General features: G+C 70.9%; 19 protein-coding genes. 12 read left to right on the plus strand and 7 right to left on the minus strand.

Annotation, left to right across the window (positions count from 1 at the left end; all coding sequences use genetic code 11):
• The first annotated feature begins 116 nt into the window (after positions 1–116).
• From ACEXQC_RS12450 to ACEXQC_RS12470, 5 genes are all read left to right on the plus strand, one after another.
• Positions 117–2,624 carry an ATP-binding cassette domain-containing protein gene (locus ACEXQC_RS12450; RefSeq protein WP_374822554.1) on the plus strand — a complete coding sequence of 836 codons (2,508 nt, stop codon included), beginning with the start codon at positions 117–119 and terminating at the stop codon, positions 2,622–2,624.
• A gap of 117 nt (positions 2,625–2,741) precedes the next feature.
• Positions 2,742–3,608, plus strand: a complete 867-nt coding sequence (locus tag ACEXQC_RS12455; RefSeq protein ID WP_374822557.1) for a PaaX family transcriptional regulator — start codon at positions 2,742–2,744, stop codon at positions 3,606–3,608.
• A gap of 107 nt (positions 3,609–3,715) precedes the next feature.
• A complete protein-coding gene (kynA, locus tag ACEXQC_RS12460) occupies positions 3,716–4,507 on the plus strand; it encodes a tryptophan 2,3-dioxygenase (protein ID WP_374823647.1) in 792 nt (263 codons plus the stop codon).
• A gap of 1 nt (position 4,508) precedes the next feature.
• Positions 4,509–5,762 (plus strand): kynureninase, encoded by a 1,254-nt coding sequence (gene kynU / locus ACEXQC_RS12465; RefSeq protein WP_374822560.1) that lies wholly within the window; start codon positions 4,509–4,511, stop codon positions 5,760–5,762.
• On the plus strand, positions 5,749–6,636 hold the full coding sequence (locus ACEXQC_RS12470; RefSeq protein WP_374822563.1) for an alpha/beta hydrolase family protein: 888 nt from the start codon (positions 5,749–5,751) through the stop codon (positions 6,634–6,636). Before kynU ends, ACEXQC_RS12470 begins: the two co-directional genes overlap by 14 nt.
• Before the next feature lie 9 nt (positions 6,637–6,645).
• Here ACEXQC_RS12470 and ACEXQC_RS12475 read toward each other — a convergent pair whose 3' ends face one another.
• Complete coding sequence (locus tag ACEXQC_RS12475; protein ID WP_374822565.1) at positions 6,646–7,623, minus strand: zinc-binding dehydrogenase; 978 nt, start codon at positions 7,621–7,623, stop codon at positions 6,646–6,648.
• 64 nt (positions 7,624–7,687) lie between these two features.
• Entirely contained in the window at positions 7,688–8,554 is an 867-nt protein-coding gene (locus ACEXQC_RS12480; RefSeq protein ID WP_374822568.1) for a LuxR C-terminal-related transcriptional regulator, read from the minus strand.
• A gap of 98 nt (positions 8,555–8,652) precedes the next feature.
• On the opposite strand from ACEXQC_RS12480, the gene hxlB reads away from it, so the two are divergent.
• From hxlB to ACEXQC_RS12500, 4 genes are all read left to right on the plus strand, one after another.
• Entirely contained in the window at positions 8,653–9,282 is a 630-nt protein-coding gene (gene hxlB, locus ACEXQC_RS12485; RefSeq protein ID WP_374822571.1) for a 6-phospho-3-hexuloisomerase, read from the plus strand.
• 52 nt (positions 9,283–9,334) lie between these two features.
• Entirely contained in the window at positions 9,335–9,958 is a 624-nt protein-coding gene (gene hxlA, locus ACEXQC_RS12490; RefSeq protein ID WP_374822574.1) for a 3-hexulose-6-phosphate synthase, read from the plus strand.
• A gap of 33 nt (positions 9,959–9,991) precedes the next feature.
• Positions 9,992–10,276: a GNAT family N-acetyltransferase gene (locus tag ACEXQC_RS12495; RefSeq protein WP_374822577.1), complete on the plus strand. Its 285-nt coding sequence runs from the start codon at positions 9,992–9,994 to the stop codon at positions 10,274–10,276.
• A gap of 101 nt (positions 10,277–10,377) precedes the next feature.
• Complete coding sequence (locus tag ACEXQC_RS12500) at positions 10,378–11,655, plus strand: GNAT family N-acetyltransferase (RefSeq protein WP_374822580.1); 1,278 nt, start codon at positions 10,378–10,380, stop codon at positions 11,653–11,655.
• A 14-nt stretch (positions 11,656–11,669) separates the two neighbouring features.
• Here ACEXQC_RS12500 and ACEXQC_RS12505 read toward each other — a convergent pair whose 3' ends face one another.
• A complete protein-coding gene (locus ACEXQC_RS12505) occupies positions 11,670–12,293 on the minus strand; it encodes a TetR/AcrR family transcriptional regulator (protein WP_374822582.1) in 624 nt (207 codons plus the stop codon).
• 80 nt (positions 12,294–12,373) lie between these two features.
• On the opposite strand from ACEXQC_RS12505, the gene ACEXQC_RS12510 reads away from it, so the two are divergent.
• On the plus strand, positions 12,374–14,188 hold the full coding sequence (locus ACEXQC_RS12510; protein WP_374822585.1) for a cell wall-binding repeat-containing protein: 1,815 nt from the start codon (positions 12,374–12,376) through the stop codon (positions 14,186–14,188).
• Here the strand turns inward: ACEXQC_RS12510 and ACEXQC_RS12515 are convergent.
• Entirely contained in the window at positions 14,159–15,289 is a 1,131-nt protein-coding gene (locus ACEXQC_RS12515; protein ID WP_374822588.1) for an LLM class flavin-dependent oxidoreductase, read from the minus strand. The genes ACEXQC_RS12510 and ACEXQC_RS12515 overlap by 30 nt on opposite strands.
• A 122-nt stretch (positions 15,290–15,411) precedes the next feature.
• Here ACEXQC_RS12515 and ACEXQC_RS12520 point away from each other — a divergent pair, with 122 nt between their 5' ends.
• Entirely contained in the window at positions 15,412–19,185 is a 3,774-nt protein-coding gene (locus tag ACEXQC_RS12520) for an AAA family ATPase (protein WP_374822591.1), read from the plus strand.
• A 10-nt stretch (positions 19,186–19,195) separates the two neighbouring features.
• Positions 19,196–19,396 (plus strand): hypothetical protein, encoded by a 201-nt coding sequence (locus tag ACEXQC_RS12525; protein WP_374822594.1) that lies wholly within the window; start codon positions 19,196–19,198, stop codon positions 19,394–19,396.
• Position 19,397: 1 nt separating this feature from the next.
• Here ACEXQC_RS12525 and mscL read toward each other — a convergent pair whose 3' ends face one another.
• The 3 genes from mscL to ACEXQC_RS12540 are packed head-to-tail and all read right to left on the minus strand — an operon-like array spanning position 19,398 to position 20,798.
• On the minus strand, positions 19,398–19,856 hold the full coding sequence (gene mscL, locus ACEXQC_RS12530; protein ID WP_374822597.1) for a large conductance mechanosensitive channel protein MscL: 459 nt from the start codon (positions 19,854–19,856) through the stop codon (positions 19,398–19,400).
• A 10-nt stretch (positions 19,857–19,866) separates the two neighbouring features.
• A complete protein-coding gene (locus tag ACEXQC_RS12535) occupies positions 19,867–20,178 on the minus strand; it encodes an FmdB family zinc ribbon protein (RefSeq protein ID WP_374822600.1) in 312 nt (103 codons plus the stop codon).
• Between the two features lie 38 nt (positions 20,179–20,216).
• Positions 20,217–20,798, minus strand: coding sequence for a 5-formyltetrahydrofolate cyclo-ligase (locus tag ACEXQC_RS12540; RefSeq protein WP_374822603.1), 582 nt, complete (start codon positions 20,796–20,798; stop codon positions 20,217–20,219).
• Positions 20,799–20,812 lie beyond the last annotated feature (14 nt).

Genomic DNA, 20,812 nt, shown 5'->3' on the forward strand with positions numbered 1-20,812 from the left:
AAGAAAAACCCCCCAGGCACCACCCCCCCCCCCCCCCCCCCCCCCCCCCCCCCCTCCTCCCCCCCCCGCCCCGGACTTCGACCTCTCCCGGTCGAGCTGATGAAGAGGTCAACTCCGTGGACACACACATCGAAGACACCAGCACCTCGGTCGCGGTGCTCTCGCTGACCGGCATCTCGAAGTCGTACTCCGGCGTCGCGGCGCTCGCCGACGTCTCGCTCGACGTGCGCGCCGGCGAGGTGCACGCCCTCCTGGGCGAGAACGGCGCGGGCAAGTCGACGCTCATGAACGTCGCCACCGGCACCGTGCAGCCCGACCGCGGCTCGATCACGGTGGGCGGCGAGTCGATCGACTCGCTGAGCCCCGCGCTCGCGGCCCGCCTCGGCATCGCCATCGTGCACCAGCACCCGGCGGTGCTCCCCGACATGACCATCCTCGAGAACCTGCGTCTCGCGCTCCCCGCCTCCGTGTTCGAGGGCAAGGGATCGACCGAGGAGTACGCGACCTCGCTCATCCGCCAGTCCGGCCTGACCGCGCACGTCGGCGACCGCGTCGAGACGCTCACCGTGGCGCAGAAGCACCTGCTCGAGATCACCAAGGCGCTCGCGCTCGAGCCCAAGGTGCTCGTGCTCGACGAGCCCACAGCACCCCTCGGCCAGGACTCCGTCGACCTGCTCTTCGCCCGCGTGCGCGAGGCCGTGGCCCAGGGCACCGCCGTGGTGTACATCACCCACCGCATGGCCGAGGTGCGCCAGCTCGCCGACCGGGTCACCGTGCTGCGCGACGGCCGCCTCCGCGGTGTGGCGCGCGTCGACGAGGTCACCGACGACGAGCTGCTGACCATGATCATCGGCCGTCAGATGGAGTCGACCTTCCCGCCCAAGCACGTGGCGAGCGACTCCGACGAGGTCAACCTCGTGCTCGACGGCCTCTCCGGCGAGGACTTCGTGGATGTCTCCGCCGCCGTCAAGCGCGGCGAGATCCTCGGCATCGCCGGTGTCGTGGGCAACGGCCAGAGCGAGCTCCTGCGCGCCATCGCCGGCCTCGACTCGTTCACCGGCCGGGTGGTCGTGGCCGACCGCAGCCTGAGCTCGTCGCAGCTGCTCGAGAAGGCCGCCTACATGCCGGCCGACCGGCACACCGAGGGCCTCATGATGTCGCTCTCGGTGCGCGAGAACGCGGCCGTCTCCGCCCTCAAGCGCTTCAAGAAGGGGTTCCTGCTCAGCTCGAAGCAGGAGGTCGACACCGTCGGCACCACCCTCGACTCCCTCGCGGTCAAGGCCGCGTCGCTCGACTCCGTGGTCTCCTCCCTCTCCGGCGGCAACCAGCAGAAGGTCGTCATGGCGAGGGCGCTGCTCTCCGAGCCCTCGATCGTGATCGCCGATGAGCCCACGCAGGGTGTCGACGTGGGCGCCCGGCTCGAGATCTACAAGATCCTGCGCGATGTCTCGGCCGCCGGCATCCCGGTGATCGTGGCCTCCTCCGACGCCAAGGAGCTCGAGGGCCTGTGCGACCAGGTGGTCGTGATGAGCCGCGGAAACGCCGTCGGCACCCTCGTGGGCGAGGACATCACCGAGACGAGGATCGTGCAGTCGGCGGTCACCTCGACCGCGCACACCGCCAACGTGCAGCTCGCCTCCGACCGGGTCGTGCGCTCCACGCCGCTCCGCCGGTTCATCCAGGGCGACTACGCACCCTCGGTGCTGCTCGTCGCTGTGATCGCCCTGCTCGGCGCGTTCATCTTCGCGCAGAACGCGCGGTACCTCTCGGACTTCAACATCTTCTCCGTGCTCATGCTCGTGAGCGCGCTCGGCTTCATCGCCCTCGGGCAGACCATCTCGCTGCTGATCGGAGGGATCGACCTCTCCGTGGGCCCCTTGGCGGGATTCCTGGTGGTGATCGCCTCGTTCTTCGTGAACGACGACAAGCCGTTCGGGGTGATGGGCCTCGGCATCCTGCTGATGTTCGCGGCCGCGATAGCCACGGGGCTCGTGAACGGATCGCTCATCCGCTTCGGCAAGTTCACCGCGATCGCCGCGACACTCACGCTGTACATCGCGCTGCAGGGGCTCAGCTTCCTGCTGCGCGACTCGCCCGACGGCTACATCGCCGGATCGTTCACGGCGCTCGTGACGACCAGGGTGGGGCCGGTGCCGCTCATCTTCGTGGTGCTCGTGGTGTTCACGGTGCTGCTCGAGCTGCTGCTGCGCAAGCGCAAGTGGGGCTGGCGCCTGCGGGCCACGGGCTCAGACGAGGAGGCGGCGCGTCGCGTGGGCGTGAACATCGACCGCACGGTCGTGTTCGCCTACATGGCCACTTCGGCGCTCGCCTTCTGCGGAGCCATCGTGCTCATGACGCAGATCGGTGTGGGCGACCCCGCCCAGGGCGTGAGCTACACGCTCTCGAGCATCACCGCCGTGGTGCTCGGCGGCACCTCGCTGCTCGGCGGTCGGGGCACCTTCGTGGGCAGCCTGCTCGGCTCGGTGCTCATCATCCAGGTGCTCAACGCCACCACGTTCCTCGGGCTGTCGCAGATGTGGCAGTACATCTTCCAGGGCGTGCTCATCCTCGCCGCCGCGGTCTTCTACTCGATGGCCCGCCGGCGCCGGAGGGTGCTCGTCTGACCCCGCCGCGATCCGGGCCCGCGAGGCGCTAGGGTCGGTGGTCGACGCCCATGGGGGCGTCGGGGTCGTGGGTCGGCGCCCGGTGGGTGACGCCGGGCCGCGGTGGAGAGGAGCGCGGTGAGCGAGATCCTCGACGACATGGACTCCCGGCCGGGGAGCGCCACGTCGCTCCTCCGCACGGTGGTGGGTGTCTCGCTGCGCGAGATCGGCGGCTGGATCGCGGTCGCCGACCTGCTCGTGCTCATGGAGGCGCTCGGGGTGCCCGCCCCCCGTGCCCGCACGGCACTCGCCCGGGTCAAGAAGAAGTCGCTGCTCGTGGCCGAGACCCGGGGCAGGGTGGCCGGATACGCGCTCGTGCCCGAGGCGGTCGCCATGCTGCAGCGGGGCGACCGGCGCATCCAGCACCCGCGCACCATGGGCCCCGACAGTCGCTGGTGCCTCATCTCGTTCTCGATCCCCGAGGAGAGTCGGCACCTGAGGCACCAGCTGCGCCGTCGGCTGCACTGGATCGGCTGCGGCACGGTGTCGCCCGCGCTGTGGATCTGCCCGGCGTACCTCGAGGGCGAGGTCGAGGAAATCCTCGACGACCTCGGGCTGCGCGAGCACTCGACCGTCTTCATCGCGGAACGACCGAGGGTGGCCGGCGACCTGCGCGAGGCGGTCGCATCGTGGTGGGACCTCGACGCGCTGCGGGCCGAGCACGAGGAGTTCCTCAGCCGGCACGCCGCCGACGGAGCGGTGCCGGAGACGGCGGAGGTGTCGCCGCGCGAGGCCTTCGCGACGTACATCCGGAGCGTGGACACGTGGCGCATCATCCCGTACATCGATCCCGGCCTGCCCGCGTCGCTGCTTCCCGACGACTGGCCGGGCGAGCGGAGCAACGCGCTCCTGCTCCGCATCCGCACGCGGTTCGGCGGCCAGGCCGCGGAATTCGTGCGGGAGGTCACGGGAGCCTCAGACCTGGGATCTATGTCGAAAGACTGACGCTCGTTGCGTTCGCGAGATAGGGTGGGCGCGTGGACAACGACACGACAGCGGAGACCAACACCCGCCCCCTCGAAGACGGCATCGTCACCGACCTGCGGGAGAAGATGAGCTACGGCTCGTACCTCGGGCTCGACACCCTGCTGAGCGCCCAGAACCCGCTGAGCACGCCCGAGCACCACGACGAGCTGCTGTTCATCATCCAGCACCAGACCACCGAGCTCTGGCTCAAGCTCGTGCTCCACGAGCTCAGCGCGGCCCGCAGGCTCATCGCGGCGGACGACCTGGCCTCGGCGCTCAAGAAGATCGCCAGGGTCAAGCACATCCAGAAGACCATGACGGAGCAGTGGTCGGTGCTCGCCACCCTCACGCCCAGCGAGTACGCGCAGTTCCGCGACGCGCTCGCGAACAGCTCGGGCTTCCAGTCGTACCAGTACCGCGCGGTCGAGTTCGCACTCGGCAACAAGAACGCGAAGATGCTGCAGGTGTTCGACGGCGAACCGCAGGCCCGCGCCCTGCTCGAGGAGCTGCTGCACACGCCGAGCGTCTACGACGAGTTCCTGCGCTACCTCGCGAGGCACGGGTTCGCTGTGCCCGCCTCGCTGCTCGAGCGCGACGTGACCGTGGCGCACACCATGACCCCCGAGCTGCTGCCCGTGTTCATCGAGATCTACGACAACGCCCAGGAGCACTGGGCCGTCTACGAGGCGTGCGAGGAGTTCGTGGACCTCGAGGAGAACTTCCAGCTCTGGCGCTTCCGGCACCTCCGCACGGTGCAGCGCACCATCGGCATGAAGGTCGGCACCGGCGGGTCGAGCGGCGTGGACTTCCTGCGGCGCGCGCTCGACCTCACCTTCTTCCCCGAACTGTTCGCCGTGCGCACCGAGATCGGACGCTGAGATGACCACCATTCCCGACACCGTCCCGTCTGCCTCGGTGCCCAGCGCCGCGGAGCTCGACGCGCGCGATCCGCTCCGCGGGTACCGCGATCGTTTCCTGGGCGCCGATGACCCCGCGGTCTCGGCCTACCTCGACGGCAACTCGCTCGGCCGCCCCACCAAGAACCTGCCGCAGAAGTTCACGGAGTTCGTGACGGAGCAGTGGGGTGCCCGTCTCATCCGGGGCTGGGACGAGACGTGGCTGCAGCTGCCCCTGCAGCTCGGCGACAGGATCGGCCGCGAGACCCTCGGGGCCGCCCCCGGTCAGACCGTGGTCGCCGACTCCACGACCGTGTCGCTCTACAAGCTCATCCGCACGGCGCTGCACGCCCGGCCGGGGCGCAGCGAGATCGTGATCGATCGGGGCAACTTCCCCACCGATCGCTTCGTGGTGGAGGGGATCGCGGAGGAGACGGGGGCCGTCATCCGCTGGATCGAGACGGATGCTGGCGCGGGAGTGACCGTGCAGGATGCGGCCGCCGTGGTGGGGGAGGACACGGCCGTGGTGGTGCTGAGCCACATCGCCTACCGGTCGGGGTACATCGCCGACATCGAAGGGCTGACCGCCCTGGCCCACGAGCGTGGGGCGCTCGTGCTGTGGGACCTCTGCCACTCGGTGGGCTCGGTGCCCATCGAGCTCGACGCGTGGGGGGTCGACCTCGCGACCGGGTGCACCTACAAGTACCTCAACGGCGGCCCGGGGTCTCCCGCGTTCGTGTACGCAAACGCGGCGCTGCTCGAGGATGCTCGGCAGCCGATCTGGGGCTGGATGGGGGACCACGACCCCTTCGCCATGGCGGGGGGGTATCGGCCCGCCACAGGCATCCGCCGGTTCATGAGCGGCACACCTCCGATCATGGGCATGATCGCGATGCAGGAGATGCTCGACCTCATCGCCGAGGTGGGCATCGAGGCCATCCGGGAGAAGTCGCTCGCGCTCACCGACTTCGCGATCGCGCTGCACGACGAGCGGCTCGCGCCTCTCGGGGTCACGCTGTCGTCGCCGCGACGGCGGGAGGTGCGGGGCAGTCACGTCACGCTCGACCATCCTCGTTTCGCGGGGATCATGGATGAGCTGTGGGCGAACGGCGTGCTGCCCGACTTCCGGGCGCCGTCGGGCATCCGGCTGGGGCTCTCGCCGCTCTCGACGAGCTTCGCGGAGGTGGAGGTCGTGATCGAGGCCGTCCGCGGGATCCTCGAGCGTGACGGCGACTGAGACGGGTCCCTCCGCAGCCGGCGGGCCGTCACCCGACCACACGGAGCGGTACGGACCCGACGCCCTCCACCTGGTCGACCTCTTCGCCGCTCGCGGAGACGATGATCGCGATGGAGCGGCCCGGGGCGGTGCGGCGACTGGTGGAGCGGACGGCGGTGAGGCCGGGCGCGGGCTCGTCATCCTGCTGCATGGGGGGTTCTGGCGGCGGCGGTGGGATCGCACGCATCTGTACCCGATGGCGGCGGCGCTCGCCGCTGAGGGGTGGACGGTGGCCCTGCCCGAGTACCGGCGTGTGGGGGATCCCGGTGGCGGGTGGCCCGGTACCGGTGACGATGTGCTGCGGCTGCTCGAGGCCGTGCCGCCGCTCGTGCGGGCTCGCTGGGGTGCGGCGGTGGCCGAGCGGATCGTGCTCGTCGGGCACTCCGCGGGCGGGCACCTCGCGCTGTGGAGCCAGACGCAGGAGGCGACGGTGCACGGGGTGGTCTCGCTCGCGGGAGTGCTCGACCTCGACGCCGCCCACCGCGCCCGCCTGAGCGACGGCGCCGTGGCGGAGCTGCTCGGCGGGGCGGGGGCGCCCGGCGGATCGGCGTCGGACCGTGATGCGGAGTCGTCAGGCGGGGCGGGGGCGGCCGGGTTCGCCGCGTCGCTCGAGGCGGTGGATACGATGCGGCTACCTGTGCCCGAGGGGCCCGCGATCACGCTCGTGCATGGCGCCCTCGACGACGAGGTGCCCGTGTCGTACAGCCGCGCCTACGCGGCGCGCGATGAGCGCATCCGACTAGCCGAGATCGCGGATGCCGGGCACTACGAGGTCATAGACCCCACCAGCCGCGCGTGGCCGACCGTGCTCGCAGCGCTCGACCACCACCGCTGAGGCTCGGCGTCAGAAGCGGAGGAGGATCTTGCCTGCGCGGCCGGGCTCGGCGCTCGCGGCCGCCGCCTCGCGGGCGTTCTCGGCGTCGAAGATCGCCTCCACGGGCAGCGCGACCTCACCGGAGCCGATGCGCTGCAGGAGCTCGCCGAACAGGGCGCGGCGCTTCTCCGGCTCCATGTCCCGGCTCACGCGGCTGCCCCAGAAGCCCTTCACGGTGGCCTGCTTGAAGATCAGGTCGCCCGACGAGAGCTCGAGGCCGCCCGACCCCATCGCCCCGAACGACACGAGCGTTCCACCCTCACCGAGCAGCGAGAGCAGATCGCCCGCGGCCGATCCGCCCACCGAGTCCACCGCGGCCTTCGGGCTCGCCCCGGCCAGCACGGTCGCCGCCTGCTCGCGCCACTCCGGGCTCTCGGTCGACACCACGTCGCCGATGCCCTGCGCCGAGAGCTCCTGCACGGCGGCGTCGCGCCGCACGAGACCGAGCACACGCACCCCTCGGGTGGCCGCGAACTGCGCCACGAGCCGGCCGACCGCTCCGTTCGCGGTGTTCTGCACGATCCAGTCGCCCGACTGCACGTCGAGGTAGTCGAGCAGGCTCAGGGCGCTGAACGGCATCGAGATGAGCTGGGCCGCGGTCTCGTCGCTCACGCCATCGGGCACCGGCACGAGCCCGGCGGCCTTGGCCACCACGAACTCGCTCCACGCGCCGAATGTGCCGCCCGTCGTGACCCGCTGGCCGAGCTGCAGCACCTCCACACCCTCGCCGAGCGCGTCGACGACACCCACGGCCTCGGTGCCCGTGGCGGCCGGCAGCTCGGGCTTGAAGCCGTAGGTGCCGCGGATGGTCCACAGGTCGTGGTTGTGGATCGTGGCGAGGGTCACGCGGAGACGCACCTCGCCGACGCCGGGCTCGGGCAGCGGGCGATCGACGAGCTCGAGCACGTCGGTGGCCTCGCCGAAGGTGGAGTGGATGAGTGCGCGCATGGGGAGCTCCTTCAGCTGGATGCGGTGGATGGGGAGGGGAGAAGACTGAGGGGTCAGGGGCGGTTCAGTTCGCGCTCTTCGCGAGCGACGCGAGTTCGGAGCGTGACGCTGCGCCCGCCTTGCGCAGCAGGTTGGAGACGTGGAACTTGACCGTGTTCTCGCTGATGGCGAGCTGCTCGGCGATCGCCCGGTTGCGGGCGCCGGTGGCCACGAGCCGCAGCACGTCGCGTTCGCGGGCACTCAGCGGCACGCTGTCCTCGAGCAGCTCGGGGGCGGCGGGAGGATCGAGCGGCAGGCGGATGGCGAGATCCGTTCCCCAGCCGACGGTCGAGGAGACCCTGAGCTCGCCGTCGAGAGCGGCGACCCGCTCGGCGATCGGCCGCAGCGAGTCGTCGTGCGCCGTGAGCTCACCCTTGCCGTCGTCGCGGATGTCGATGAGCAGGTTGAGGCCGTCGCAGTCCCACTGGATGCGCACCCTGCTGGTGTCGCCGTGATCCACGAACGCCAGCACGGCGCTCCGCACGATGGCGCGCGCCGCGTGCGCGACGTCGCCGGGCAGCGCACGGCCCGTGGTGGGGGGCTCCACGAACTGCACGTCGAGGTCGCCGTGCCGCACGAGCGGCCTCAAGTCGGTGCGCAGCCGCGCGAACGCACCCACGACGGGCTCGAGCATGCTGGCCCGCTGCTCGTCGCTCGCCATCCGCAGCCCCACGAGGGCGCTCGCCGCGATGTCGATGGCCATCGTGCGGGCGGCCTTGTCGTCGATGCGCTTCGACCGCAGCACGGCGAGCACGGACTCGAGGGTCACGGCGTGCCGATCCGTCTGCTCCGCCAGCACCGCGGCGGCCTGCGCCGCGAGCCGCCGGGAGGCGGGGGAGGGCAGCTCGGCCAGGGCCGCCGCAGCGGGCGTGGACGCGACGGGAGAGGGCATGAGGACACTATACGCCCCACCCAGCCCATCCTTTCGAGTAGGTGCAACGCCCCGAAGGGAGGGCGGCACGAGGCGGCGACCGCGCGCAGGCTGGGGACATGACCGACGAATCCACGACCACCGACCGCATGAGCCCTGCTCACATGAGCCCTGGGCACGCCCTCGTGCTGGTGCGCCGCGAACTCGACGAGCTCATCGATGGGGTGCTCGCCGCCGACCTCGATCCGGCAGGCGAGCAGCGAGGTGCCCTCGAGGCCGTCACCGAGCTCATCGCCGGAGCCGACCGCGTGTTCGTGCTCGGCGCGGGCCGCTCGGGCCTCGCCCTCGGCATGACCGCGATGCGCCTCATGCACCTCGGGCTCGACGTGCACGTGGTGGGCGAGGTGACCGCGCCGGCCATCCGCCAGGGCGACGTGCTGCTCACGGCGAGCGGATCGGGCACCACGGCCGGCATCGTGCGCGCCGCCGAGACCGCCGCGAAGGCCGGTGCCGGCATCGCGGCCTTCACCACCGCGCAGGGGTCGCCGCTCGCCGAGCTCGCCACCGCGCTCGTGGTGGTGCCCGCCGCCGACAAGCTCGATCGCTCGGGCACCGCCTCCGACCAGTACGCGGGCAGTCTCTTCGAACAGCTCGTGGTGGTGCTCGGCGACGCGATCTTCCACGCCCTGTGGCAGCGCTCCGGCCAGACCGCCGACGAGCTCTGGCCCCACCACGCGAATCTCGAATGACCCTCCCCGACCCGCTCCACACCATCCCCACCACCCCAGTAAGGAATCCCTCATGAAGCTGCAGTTCGCCATGGACACCCTCACCACCGAAGCCGCCCTCGAGCTGGCCGCCGCCGCGGCTCCGCACGTCGACATCCTCGAGCTCGGCACCCCGCTCATCAAGAGCGCAGGCCTCTCGGCCGTGACGGCCATCAAGGAGGCCCACCCCGACAAGATCGTCTTCGCCGACCTCAAGACGATGGATGCAGGTGAGCTCGAGGCCGACATGACCTTCGCCGCCGGTGCCGACCTCGTGACCGTGCTCGGTTCGGCCGGCGACAGCACCATCGTGGGCGCCGTCAAGGCCGCGAAGAAGCACGGCAAGGGTGTGGTGGTCGACCTCATCGGCGTGGCAGACAAGGCCGCACGGGCCAAGGAGGTCGTGGCCCTCGGCGCGGAGTTCGTGGAGATGCACGCCGGTCTCGACGAGCAGGCCGAGGACGGCTTCACCTTCTCCACCCTGCTCGACGACGGCAAGGCCTCCGGCGTGCCGTTCTCCGTGGCGGGCGGCATCAACGCCTCCACGATCGCCTCGGTGCAGCAGGCCGGCGCCCAGGTCGCCGTGGCCGGCAGCGCCATCTACAGCGCTCCCGATGTCGGAGCCGCCGCCGCCGAGCTGCGCGCCGCGATCGTCTGACCCGCTCCCTCCCGGCGAGCGTAGGCTGACGGCATGGCACAGGAATTCAGTCACGACGAAGGCCAGCACCGCTACTCGCTGCGCATCGACGGTGCGCTCGCGAGCGCGGTGGGCTACGTGGTGAACGAGAACCACATCTCGTTCACGCACACGTTCACCGATCCGAAGCAGCGGGGCAAGGGCCTCGCCGGCGAGATCGTGCAGTTCGCGGTCGACGACGTGGAGGCCAACACGCCCTACCGTGTGGTGCCGATGTGCTGGTACGTCGGCAAGTGGTTCGACGAGCATCCCGAGCGCTCCGGGCTGCTCTCGCGCTGAGTGGCGGCGGTCGCAGTGCGACGGCTATGCTTCTGCGTGGGGAGGGCTTCGGCCCTCTCCACCACTTTTTAACGGGCGGGTTCGCCGGATAGCGTTGAGCCATGAGCTCCGCACCCGAGTACGACCTCCGCACCTTCCCCGCCGCTCTCGCCGAGGGGAGCGCGGATGCGGCCACGCGCGAGTGGCTCCAGGCGGAGTCGCGCGGGTTCCACGAGCCGCGGATGACCGCCGAGCTCGTGGACAGGGCCGCCGCCGAGATCGCCGCGGATGGGCGCAGGCTCACGGGTGCCTACCCTCGAGGGGCCGCCGACGAGCTGCCCGTCGCCACCTTCGCGGCCTACGAGAAGACCCTCAACGTCGGGGGAGCGGAACCGCTGCCCGCGCATCTCATCGCGGGCGTGACCGTGCGCCCGACCCACCGCCGCCGGGGCCTCCTGCGCCGCATGATGACCGCAGACCTGCAGGCCGCTCGTGACGCCGGTCTCGCGATCGCCGCTCTCACGGTCTCCGAGGCCACCATCTACCGCCGCTTCGGGTTCGGTGCCGCGTACTGGGTGCACGAGGTCTCGGTGACGACGGGGCCGCGGTTCCAGCTCACCGTGCGACCGGCCGGGCGAGGCGAGCTCATCGAGGCGGCGGAGCTCGTGCACCTCGCACCTGGCGTGTTCGCCGCCTTCCACGCCCGCACGCCGGGGTCGGTCGACCGCCAGCAGCAGTACGTGAACCGCAGCGCCGGTCTCTCGGGGCCGACAGGGGGAGACGACGCCACGGTGCGCGCCGCGGTGCACCTCGACGAAGGCGGTGCGGTCGACGGCTACGTCTCGTACCGCGTGCACGAGGGGAAGACCTCCACCGAGCTCGAGCTGATCGACCTCGTGGCGGCGGGCGACGACGCCTACCTCGGGCTGTGGGAGCTGCTCGGATCCATGGACCTCGTCGACAGCGTGCGGTTCCACTCGGCCCCGGCAGACGACCCCCTGCGCTGGGCGCTCGCCGACTGGCGAGCACTCCGCACGACCGCGCAGAGCGACCAGCTGTGGATCCGCATCCTCGACGTGCCCCGCGCCTTCGAAGCGCGCGGCTATCGCCAGGAGGCCTCAGGCGAGATCGTGCTCGAGGTCGCGGACGAGCTCGGCCACGCGGCCGGCCGCTACCGGCTGCAGGTGTCGGATGGTGGGGCGACGGTCACTCCCGCGGGCGATGCGCCTGCCGACCTCGAGCTCGAGGCGTGGGCTCTCGGCTCCGTCTACCTCGGAGCGGTGCAGCCCACCGTGCTCGCGGCGGCCGGCCAGCTCCGGGAGCGCAGCGACGGGGCGGCCTCGCGGCTCGGTGCGCTCCTCGCGCCGGTGCGCCCGGTCTACGGCATCACGCACTTCTGATCGCAGGCCCGCCCTCAGGGGGCTGGGCCGTCCGCGATGGCGCGCGCCGAGCGGAGGAAGGCGTCGCGCACCGACGCCGGGCCGTCGAGGTAGCCGCCGATGAGGGCGCCGTCCCGCAGCAGGTACAGCCCTTTCGCGATCTCGGCCGCCTGCGCGTCGGTGAGCTCGGGCCGCCGGGCGAGCAGCGCCTCCTGCAGAACGGAGCGGAACCACGAGCGGTGGCGGTCCACGATCCGCCGCACCTCGCTCGAGGCATCCGGATACTCGACGGCGGCATTGATGAACGGGCAGCCGCGCGTGTGCCGGGAGGCGAGGTCGTCGGCGATGAGCACGACCAGGTCGTCGAGCGGATCGCCGCCGCTCGCGGGGGCGGCCCCGGGGGCGGACGCTGTGGCGGACTCGACGGCGAGGCGGATGCGAGTGTCCTCGAGCTCGAGGCACGCGGCCACGAGCGCCTCCTTGCCCGCGAAGTGGCGGTACATCGTGGCGCGGGGCACTCCGGCCTCGGTGAGCACACGATCGAGGCCCACTCGCGTGATGCCCTCGTGGTAGAACAGCTCCGCGGCCGTCTCGAGCAGACGCTCTCGGGCCGCGGAGGGGCGCACGCCCTGCGCTCGCCTCTCGCCGCTCGTGGTCATCGGCTCAGCTTAATGGAACAGTCGTTCTCCTTTAGCTGCTCGGACTATCAAACAGGTGTCGAAGAAGATAGGGTCGCCCCGTGAGCAGAGCGCGCAACGCCCAGAGGTCCCTGTCCCTGATCGCCGGACTGGCCCTCGCCGCCGGCCTCCTCACGGGAACCGGTGCGGGCGTCGCCGCGGCCGCCGAGACGCCCCCGCCCCCGCCAACGCCCACGGCCTCGCCCTCGCCCTCGCCGGCCCAGGATGCGCCGTTGGTCGACGAGGCGTATCCGCTCGCGGCCGCCAGCTACTACAGCTTCCGCGCAGACGACATCATCAGCGACGCCAACATGTACAACGGCGGCGCCATGAACACCGAAGCCGTGCAGAGCTTCCTCGAAGCAGAGGTGCCCGGCTGCGGCAACGCCAACTGCCTGCGCGCCTACCGGGTGTCGACCCCGACCCTCGGCGCGGATTCGTTCTGCTCCTCGTACTCCGGCCGATCCGAATCGGCCGCCTCGATCATCTCCCGGGTCGGGATCGCGTGCGGCGTCAGCCAGAAGGCGCTCCTCACCCTCATCGAGAAGGAGTCGAACCTCGTGACGTCGAGCGCGCCCACCGCGGGCCGGCTGGCCGCCGCCACGGGCTACGACTGCCGCGACGACGGCACTCCGTGCGACCCCGCTACGAGCGGTTTCTTCAACCAGGTCTACAACGCGGCGCGCCAGCTCAAGAGCGACTACCTGAACCCGCGGCTGCCCATCGGCTCACCCACCCCGGTGCTCTACAATCCCGACACCTCGTGCGGATCCGCCCCGCTCACCATCAGGACGAAGGCCACGGCCGCCCTGTACAAGTACACGCCGTACCAGCCCAACCGAGCGGCCCTCGACGGCGGGGATGACGGCTGCTCCTCGTTCGGCAACCTGAACTTCTGGGTCATCTACACCGACTGGTTCGGGTACCCGCACATCGACGTCGACCGCATCCAGGGCGCCGACCGCTACGAGGTGGCGGCCTCCATCGCCCGCGAGGCCTACCCTGGCGGAACCTCCACTCTCTTCGTGGCCACCGGTGTGGGGTACGCCGATGCGCTCTCGGCCGGCCCCGCCGCGGTCAAGCTCGGCGCACCGCTGCTGCTCACGACTCCGACCACCCTCCCCGAGGCCGCCCGCGGCGTGCTCTCCGACATGACGAACATCACGCGCATCGTGGTGGTGGGCGGGCCCAACTCCGTCTCGGAGGGCGTGCTCGCCGAGCTGCGGTTCTACCGGCCCGCCGCCACGGTCGAGCGCTGGGGCGGGGCCGACCGCTACGCCGTCTCGCGCACGGTCGCGGCGAGGGCCTTCGGCTCGGGCACCCAGGGGGTGTACGTCGCCACGGGCGCCAATTTCCCCGACGCACTCAGCGCTTCAGGCGCCGGCGGCTACCTCGGTCGGCCCGTGGTGCTCGTGAACGGCGCGGCCACATCCGTGGACTCGGCCACGGCCACCCTGCTCACGCAGACCCTCAAGGCGACCTCGGTGACCATCGCCGGTGGCCCCAACTCGGTCACACCGTCACTCCAGTCGTCACTGAGCGGCCTCCGCACGAACGGCTCGGCGCTGAGCGTGCGCAGGCTCTCCGGAGCCGACCGCTTCTCGGCCTCGCTCGCCATCAACCTCGACGCCTACGACTTCGACAGCACCGGCGTGCGGCGCGAGCGGGTCTTCGTGGCGACGGGACTCAACTTCCCCGACGCCCTCGCGGGCTCGGCGCTCGCCGGAGCGAAGGGCTCCCCGCTCGTCGTGGTGCAGCAGAACTGCGTCTCGCAGGACTTCAAGCTGAGCCTTCAGCGCTTCCGCGCCGAACGCGTGACCCTGCTCGGTGGACCGAACTCGCTCGGCTCAGGCGTGCAGAACCTCACGGCCTGCTGACGCACCCACGGAGTCGCCGGTGAAGTACGGCGCGATGAGCTCGAGCGAGCGGATGCGCGCGGGCGCATCCGACATGTCGTCGTTCTCGCGGGCCCCGCCCACGGGCGACACCATGACCTCGTCGACACCGTGCTCCGCCGTGATCGAGCGGATGCGGTCGGCCACCTCGTCTGCCGTGCCGATGAGCCACCGGCGGGCCTGGTCGCGCACCGACTCCTGCTCCATCGCCCCGAGCTCCGTGGCGGCCGCCATCTCGACGGTGAGCTGCGGGGTGAGCGCACCCCCCGTGCGGATTCGCGCCATCTGGATGAGCTGCGGCAGGGCGAGCGCCTCGGCCTCGGCCGCGGTGTCGGCCACCGAGATGTTGGCGGTCACGAGCGTCTTGGGTGCAGCGAGGGCCTCGGAGGGCTGGAACCGGCTGCGGTAGAGCTCGAGCGCGCGCTCGATGCCGGGCTGGCCGAAGTGGTTGGCGAACACGTAGGCCATGCCGAGCTTGGCCGCGAGGGCCGCTGAGAAGTCGCTCGATCCGAGCAGCCACATCTCGGGCGCCGTCGTGATCGTGGGCGTGGCCTTGAGCTCGTAGGAGCGGCCGCGGATGTTGAGGCCCACTCCGGGCTGGTCGTCGGCGCCGAACGGCTCGGAGGTGCTCGCACGGTCGGAGCCGAGAAGGGCGGCCACGGTCTCGACGTCGGTGGGGAACGTCTCGCTGGGGTCGCCATCGGTGGTGGTGCGGGGGCCGCGGAGCATGTACGAGGTCACCGGATCCGAACCGGGTGCGCGGCCGAGCCCCAGGTCGATGCGGCCGGGGTGCATGGCCTCGAGCAGCGCGAACTGCTCGGCGATCGAGAGGGGAGCGTGGTTCGGCAGCATCACGCCGCCCGATCCGAGTCGGATGCGCGACGTCTGCGCCGCGAAGTGCGCGATGAGCGTGGAGGGCGACGTGGAGGCCACGGCCGGCATATTGTGGTGCTCCGCGAGCCAGTAGCGCGTGAAGCCGAGGCGTTCGGCGGCGCGCACGAGCGCGAGGCTCGCCGCGACCGCCTCTCCGGAGCTCTGCCGGGAGCGGACGGGGATGAGGTCGAGCACGGAGAGGTTCGTCATGTCCTCGTTCTCAGCGAGAGAGGGGCGCGGATTATTCCATCCGGAACCGTCTCGGCACGCCGGTTCGCGAAACTCGCCTGTTCCTACCCGGAATTCCGGGGGGCGACACGTACTGTGGCGGTGTGTGGCGCGCCGATAAGAAACGAGAAGCAGACGAGAACCCGTCTGCCGTCGACCCTGTGGAGTCGGCCTGGGGGCGGAACGGTCAGGCAGCCGGAGGCGGCCAGGTCGGTCAGGTCTACAGCACCGAGAGCCTCGTCGAACCCACCCGCGACGAGTGGCGATCCGAGATCGCCTCGATCGGCGGCCCTTCACCGCTGGCCTCGTTCGACGATTCGCCCCGCTCGCGCATCGAGCTGAGCACCACCCACCCCGGCGGCCTCGCCCAGTTCATCACCGGCAACTCCACCCTGCTCTCGAGCCTCATCCGCGACGAGCTCGCCCTGCGCAACGCCCGCATCGCCGCGGGCGCCATCACCGACAAGGGTGTGGAGCTGCGCTCCGTGCGCGGCATCGACTCCGTGCACCTCGCCATCGGCCTCGCCGAGTGGCGCGGAGCGGCCGGCCCCGATGGCGTGGAGCAGACGTTCCGCGCTCCCGTGCTCCTCCGCCCCATCTCGGTGCGCCGCTACGGCCGCGACTTCGAGCTCAAGCTGCGCGGCGCGCCCTTCGTGAACCCGGTCCTCGCCCGCTTGCTGCAGCAGCAGTTCCAGATCACCCTCGACAGCGAATCGCTCATCGCCCTCGCCGTCTCGAACGGTGTCTTCAAGCCGCAGCCCGTGATCGACAGGCTGCGCAGCCTCACCTCGCACCTCGCCTGGTTCCAGGTGCACCCACGACTCGTGGTCTCCTCGTTCGCCGACGTGGCGAGCGACATGATCGCCGACAGCGGCGACCTCACGCATCCGGTGCTCGACGCCCTCGCAGGCAACCTCACCTCGCGCCGCGGCGTGCAGGACGGCTACCACCCCGTGGAGCCCTCGCCGCAGGACCATCGCGCCCCCTCCACCGACACGCTCCTGCTCGACGCCGACGGCGAGCAGGAGAACGTGATCGCGCAGATCGCGGGCGGCAACTCCCTCGTGGTCAAGACCCTCCCCGGCACGGGCGGCACCCAGACCATCGTCAACGCCATCGGCGCCCTCGTGGCCCAGAACAAGCGTGTGCTCGTGGTGAGCCCCCGTCGCCTGAGCCTCGGCGGCATCAGCCGTCGGCTCGCGGATGTGGGGCTGCCCGGCGTGGCCGTCTCACCGCGCACCCTGCGTCGAGACCTCATCCAGTCCATCGGCCGCAACGAGAAGGCGGCCCAGCCGCGCGTGGCCGATGTCGACGAGGCACTCGTGCGACTGCGCAACGTGCTGCTCGACTACCGCACCTCGATGTCGCGCGTCGATCCGCTGCTCAAGGTCTCCGTGCTCGACGCCCTGCGCGAGCTCGCGCGCCTCGCCCTGCTGCCGCACCCGCCGGCCACGACCGCGAGGCTCGACCGCTCGGCCCTCGAGTCGCTCTCCTCCGGCCGCATGAAGGCCGCCAAGACGCTCAGCCGCGCCGCCGAGCTCGGCCAGTTCCGGTACGGGCCCGACGACTCACCCTGGTACGGCGCCCAGTTCTCCTCGGGCGACGACGCCCACCGCGCCCACTCGCTCGCGAAGCGGCTCAACAACTCCGACCTGCCGAAGCTGCTCACGGGCGCCTACGACCTCATCGGGCAGACCCGCATGCGGCCGTTCACCTCGCTCACCGAGCTCGGCACCTACCTGCGCCTGCTCGCCGACCTGCGCGAGACGCTCGACAAGTTCCTGCCCGTGGTCTTCGACCGCTCGCTCACCGACCTGATCGCCGCCACCTCGCCCCGCCGCGACGCCCCGCAGATGTCGTCGACCTCCCGTCGTCGGCTCAAGTCGCTGGCCAAGGAGTACGTGCGACCCGGTGTGCACATCGGCGACATCAACGAGTCGCTCCGCCGCATCCAGCAGCAGCGCACCCTCTGGTACCGCTTCGCCGCCGCCGGCATCCCGCCGGAGATCCCCGTGGGCATCAACGAGGTGCAGATGGCGTTCCAGCGCGTCACAGAGGATCTCGCTCAGCTCGACCTGCCGCTCGGCACCGTGGGCACCTCCAAGCAGCTCGGCTCGCTGCCGATCGATCAGCTCATCGGCATGATCGAGGGCCTCGCCGCCGAGTCCGAGGTGCTGGCCAACCTGCAGGAGCGCACCGAGCTTCTCGACTCGCTGCGCGAGCACGCGCTCGATCCGCTGCTCGTGGACCTCTCGAACCGGCACGTGCCCGAGTCCGCCGTGCCCGACGAGCTTGAGCTCGCGTGGTGGCAGTCGGTGCTCGAGCTCATGCTCGCCAACGACCGCGCCCTGCTCGGTGCCAACACGGGAGTGCTCGACCGCCTCGAGGGCGACTTCCGGCTCGTGGACGAGGCGCACGCCTCCATGAACGGTCAGCTGCTCGCGTGGCAGCTCGCCGAGACGTGGAGCGTCGGCATCCTCGACCACCCCATGGAGGCCACCGAGCTCAAGCAGCTGCTGCGCGGCGACGGCATCTCGTCGTTCTCGCTGCACCAGGCGGCCCCCCACCTCGGCAAGGTGCTCGCACCGGTCTGGCTCGCCTCTCCCTACGAGGTGCCGCAGATCACGGATGCGATCACGTTCGACACCGTCATCCTCGTCGACGCCGGGGCCACGACCCTCGCCGAGAACGTGGGCGCTATCCGCAGGGCCCGCCAGGTGGTGGCGTTCGGCGACCCCGTGACGCAGACGCCCTCGCACTTCGAGGTCGCCATCCGCCCCGTCGACGACCAGCGTGCCCGCTCGCGGGAGGACGCCGCCCTCGTCGACGAGCTGCACACCGACTCCGCTCTCGCGCGCCTCGCCGACCTCGTGCCCACGCTCTCGCTCACACGCAGCTACCGGGCCGGCGGCGAAGACCTCGCCGAGCTCGTCAACCACCGCTTCTACGGCGGCAAGATCGACTCGCTGCCCTGGGCGGGCACCTTCCTCGGCCACGGCAGCCTCGCGCTGCACTACGTGGAGGGTCGAGGCGGCATGCCCGACTCCGAGACGGGCGCTGTCGAGTCGGTCGACGCCGAGGTCGACGAGGTCGTCTCGCTCGTGCTCGACCACGCCATCAACTACCCGCGCGAATCGCTCATGGTCATCACGGCCTCGCCCAAGCACGCCGTGCGGGTGCAGCAGGCCGTGCTCGCGGCCTTCGCGAAGCGCAGCGACCTCGCCGACTTCGTGCTCAAGGAGCGCGCCGAGCCGTTCATGGTGGCCACGCTCGAGCAGTCGGTGGCGCAGAGCCGTGACCGCGTGATCTTCTCGGTGGGCTACGGCAAGACCGCGCACGGCCGGGTGCTCACGAACTTCGGCGGGCTCGCTCGCCCCGGTGGTGAGCGACTGCTCGCCGTCGGTATGACGAGGGCGCGTCGCTCGATGGACATCGTGAGCTGCTTCACGCCCGCCGACATCGACGAGGACCGCATGAACTTCGGGGTCGTCGCGCTGCAGCAGATCCTGCAGGAGGCCGAGTCCGGCCCCACGCCCGACACCTTCTCGTCGCCCGGCGACGCCCTGCTCATCGACCTCGCCCGCCGCCTCGGCGCCCGCGGGCTCGACGTGGCGTTCGAGCACCGCGGCAAGCTCACGCTCGTGGCCTCGCACGACGGTCGTGCGATCGCCATCGAGACGGATGCCGTGGTGCACTCCACGTCGCTCCGCGAGTCGCTGCGCCTGCGCCCCGACATGCTGCGCCGCCTCGGCTGGCACTACCTGCGGGTGCACTCCTTCGAGCTCTTCACGAACCCGGAGGCCGTGGCCGCGCGCATCGCGAACGTGCTCGGCGTGCGGGAGCTCGCGCTCGTCGAGACGCAGCCGATCTCGTTCTAGGATCTCCCGCGTGACCGTCAAGAAGACCGGACGGCGCCGGGTCTCGACCGATCCCGCGCCCGGAAGCGACCCCACCCCTCAGGCCGTGCCCGACGGTGCGCCCGTGCGTGCCACGGAGGACACCGACGAGTCGTGGGGAGACCGCCCGCCGCCCTCGGCCGCGGGCCCCAACGACGACCGCCTCAAACGAGACGTGCCGCCCCACTGGTGAGCTAGTGCTTGGGGATGTGGCCCGTCGAGGGGGGCTCGCCCGCTGCGGTGGCGCGCTCCTGGGCGAGCAGGTCGCGGATCTGGATGAGCAGCTCCGTCTCGGTGGGCGGCAGCTCTTCGTTCTGCTCCTGCAGCGACTCGGCCGGCGTCTTCTTGAGCGCGAACGCGGCCTTCTTGAGGTGGTTGATGGGCAGCACGAACACGAAGTAGACCACGATGGCCACGAGCAGGAACTGGATCAGCGCGCCGAGCACAGACCCGAAGCGGATGTCGGAGCCGTTCAGGGTCCAGACCGCCACGTTCTCGAGGTCGCTGGCCTTGAAGATCGAGGCGATCAGCGGATTGAAGATGTTGTTCACGATGGCGTTCACGACGCCCGTGAAGGCCGCTCCGATGACGACCGCGACGGCCAGGTCGATGACGTTGCCGCGGAGGATGAACTCCTTGAATCCTTGGATCATGCCGACAAGCCTAGGTGGTCGGCTTCGCGGCGGGCGCAGCCGGGGCCGAGGGCGTGGCGGGGGAGCTCGACGACGATCCGGAGTCCGACGACGCCGATGAGGAAGACGACGAGGACGAGGAGGAGGACGACGAGTCCGACTGCTTCGGCCGGGAGTCGTTGCGGTAGAACCCCGATCCGTTGAAGGTCACGCCCACGGGGCTGAAGACCTTGCGCAGCTTGCCGCCGCACACGGGGCACTCGGTGAGCGTGTCGTCGGTGAAGGCCTGCTGGATGTCGAAGGCGTTGTCGCACTCGGTGCAGCGGTAGGAGTAGGTGGGCACGTGGGTCTCCGGGGACTAGAGGTGGAGCGGTGCGCGGCTCAGGAGAACCGGATGATCTGCGTGGGCGTCACGGCCCCGTCGACCGGGGCGTCGTGCACTTCGCGCGGCACCTGGTCAAGGATCTCATCATCGAACACCACCGCGAACACGGGAGGGCAGTTCTCCATGGAGCCGAGCGTGCGATCGAAGTAGCCGCGCCCCCAGCCCATGCGCGTTCCGCGCCTGTCGACCGCCGACGCGGGGATGACGATGAGGTCGGCGTCGTTGATGGCGATGGGGCCGAGGATGCCGCCCACCGGCTCGGGCAGACCGTAGAGGCCCTCCGTCTCGGTCTCGCCGTCGCCCTCCGCCCAGTCGAGCAGGCCGTCCTGGCGTGCGATCGGCAGCAGCACGCGTCGACCGTCGGCGAGGGCCCAGTTGAGGAACGCCCGGGTGTCGGGCTCGAACGAGGTGGAGAGGTAGGCCGAGATGGTGCGGGCGTTCGTCTCGGTCGCGAGCGCGATGAGGTTGGCGGCGAATCCGGCGTTGGCCGTGTCGACCACGTGGGCGGGCCGGGTGCGCCGACGCTCGCGCAGTTCGGCGCGCAGGGCACGCTTGTCGTTCGACTCATCGGTAGCCATGCCAGCAGGATACG

Origin of the sequence: Herbiconiux liukaitaii (assembly GCF_041927495.1) — a bacterium.
In the GTDB taxonomy this organism is placed as follows: domain Bacteria; phylum Actinomycetota; class Actinomycetes; order Actinomycetales; family Microbacteriaceae; genus Herbiconiux; species Herbiconiux liukaitaii.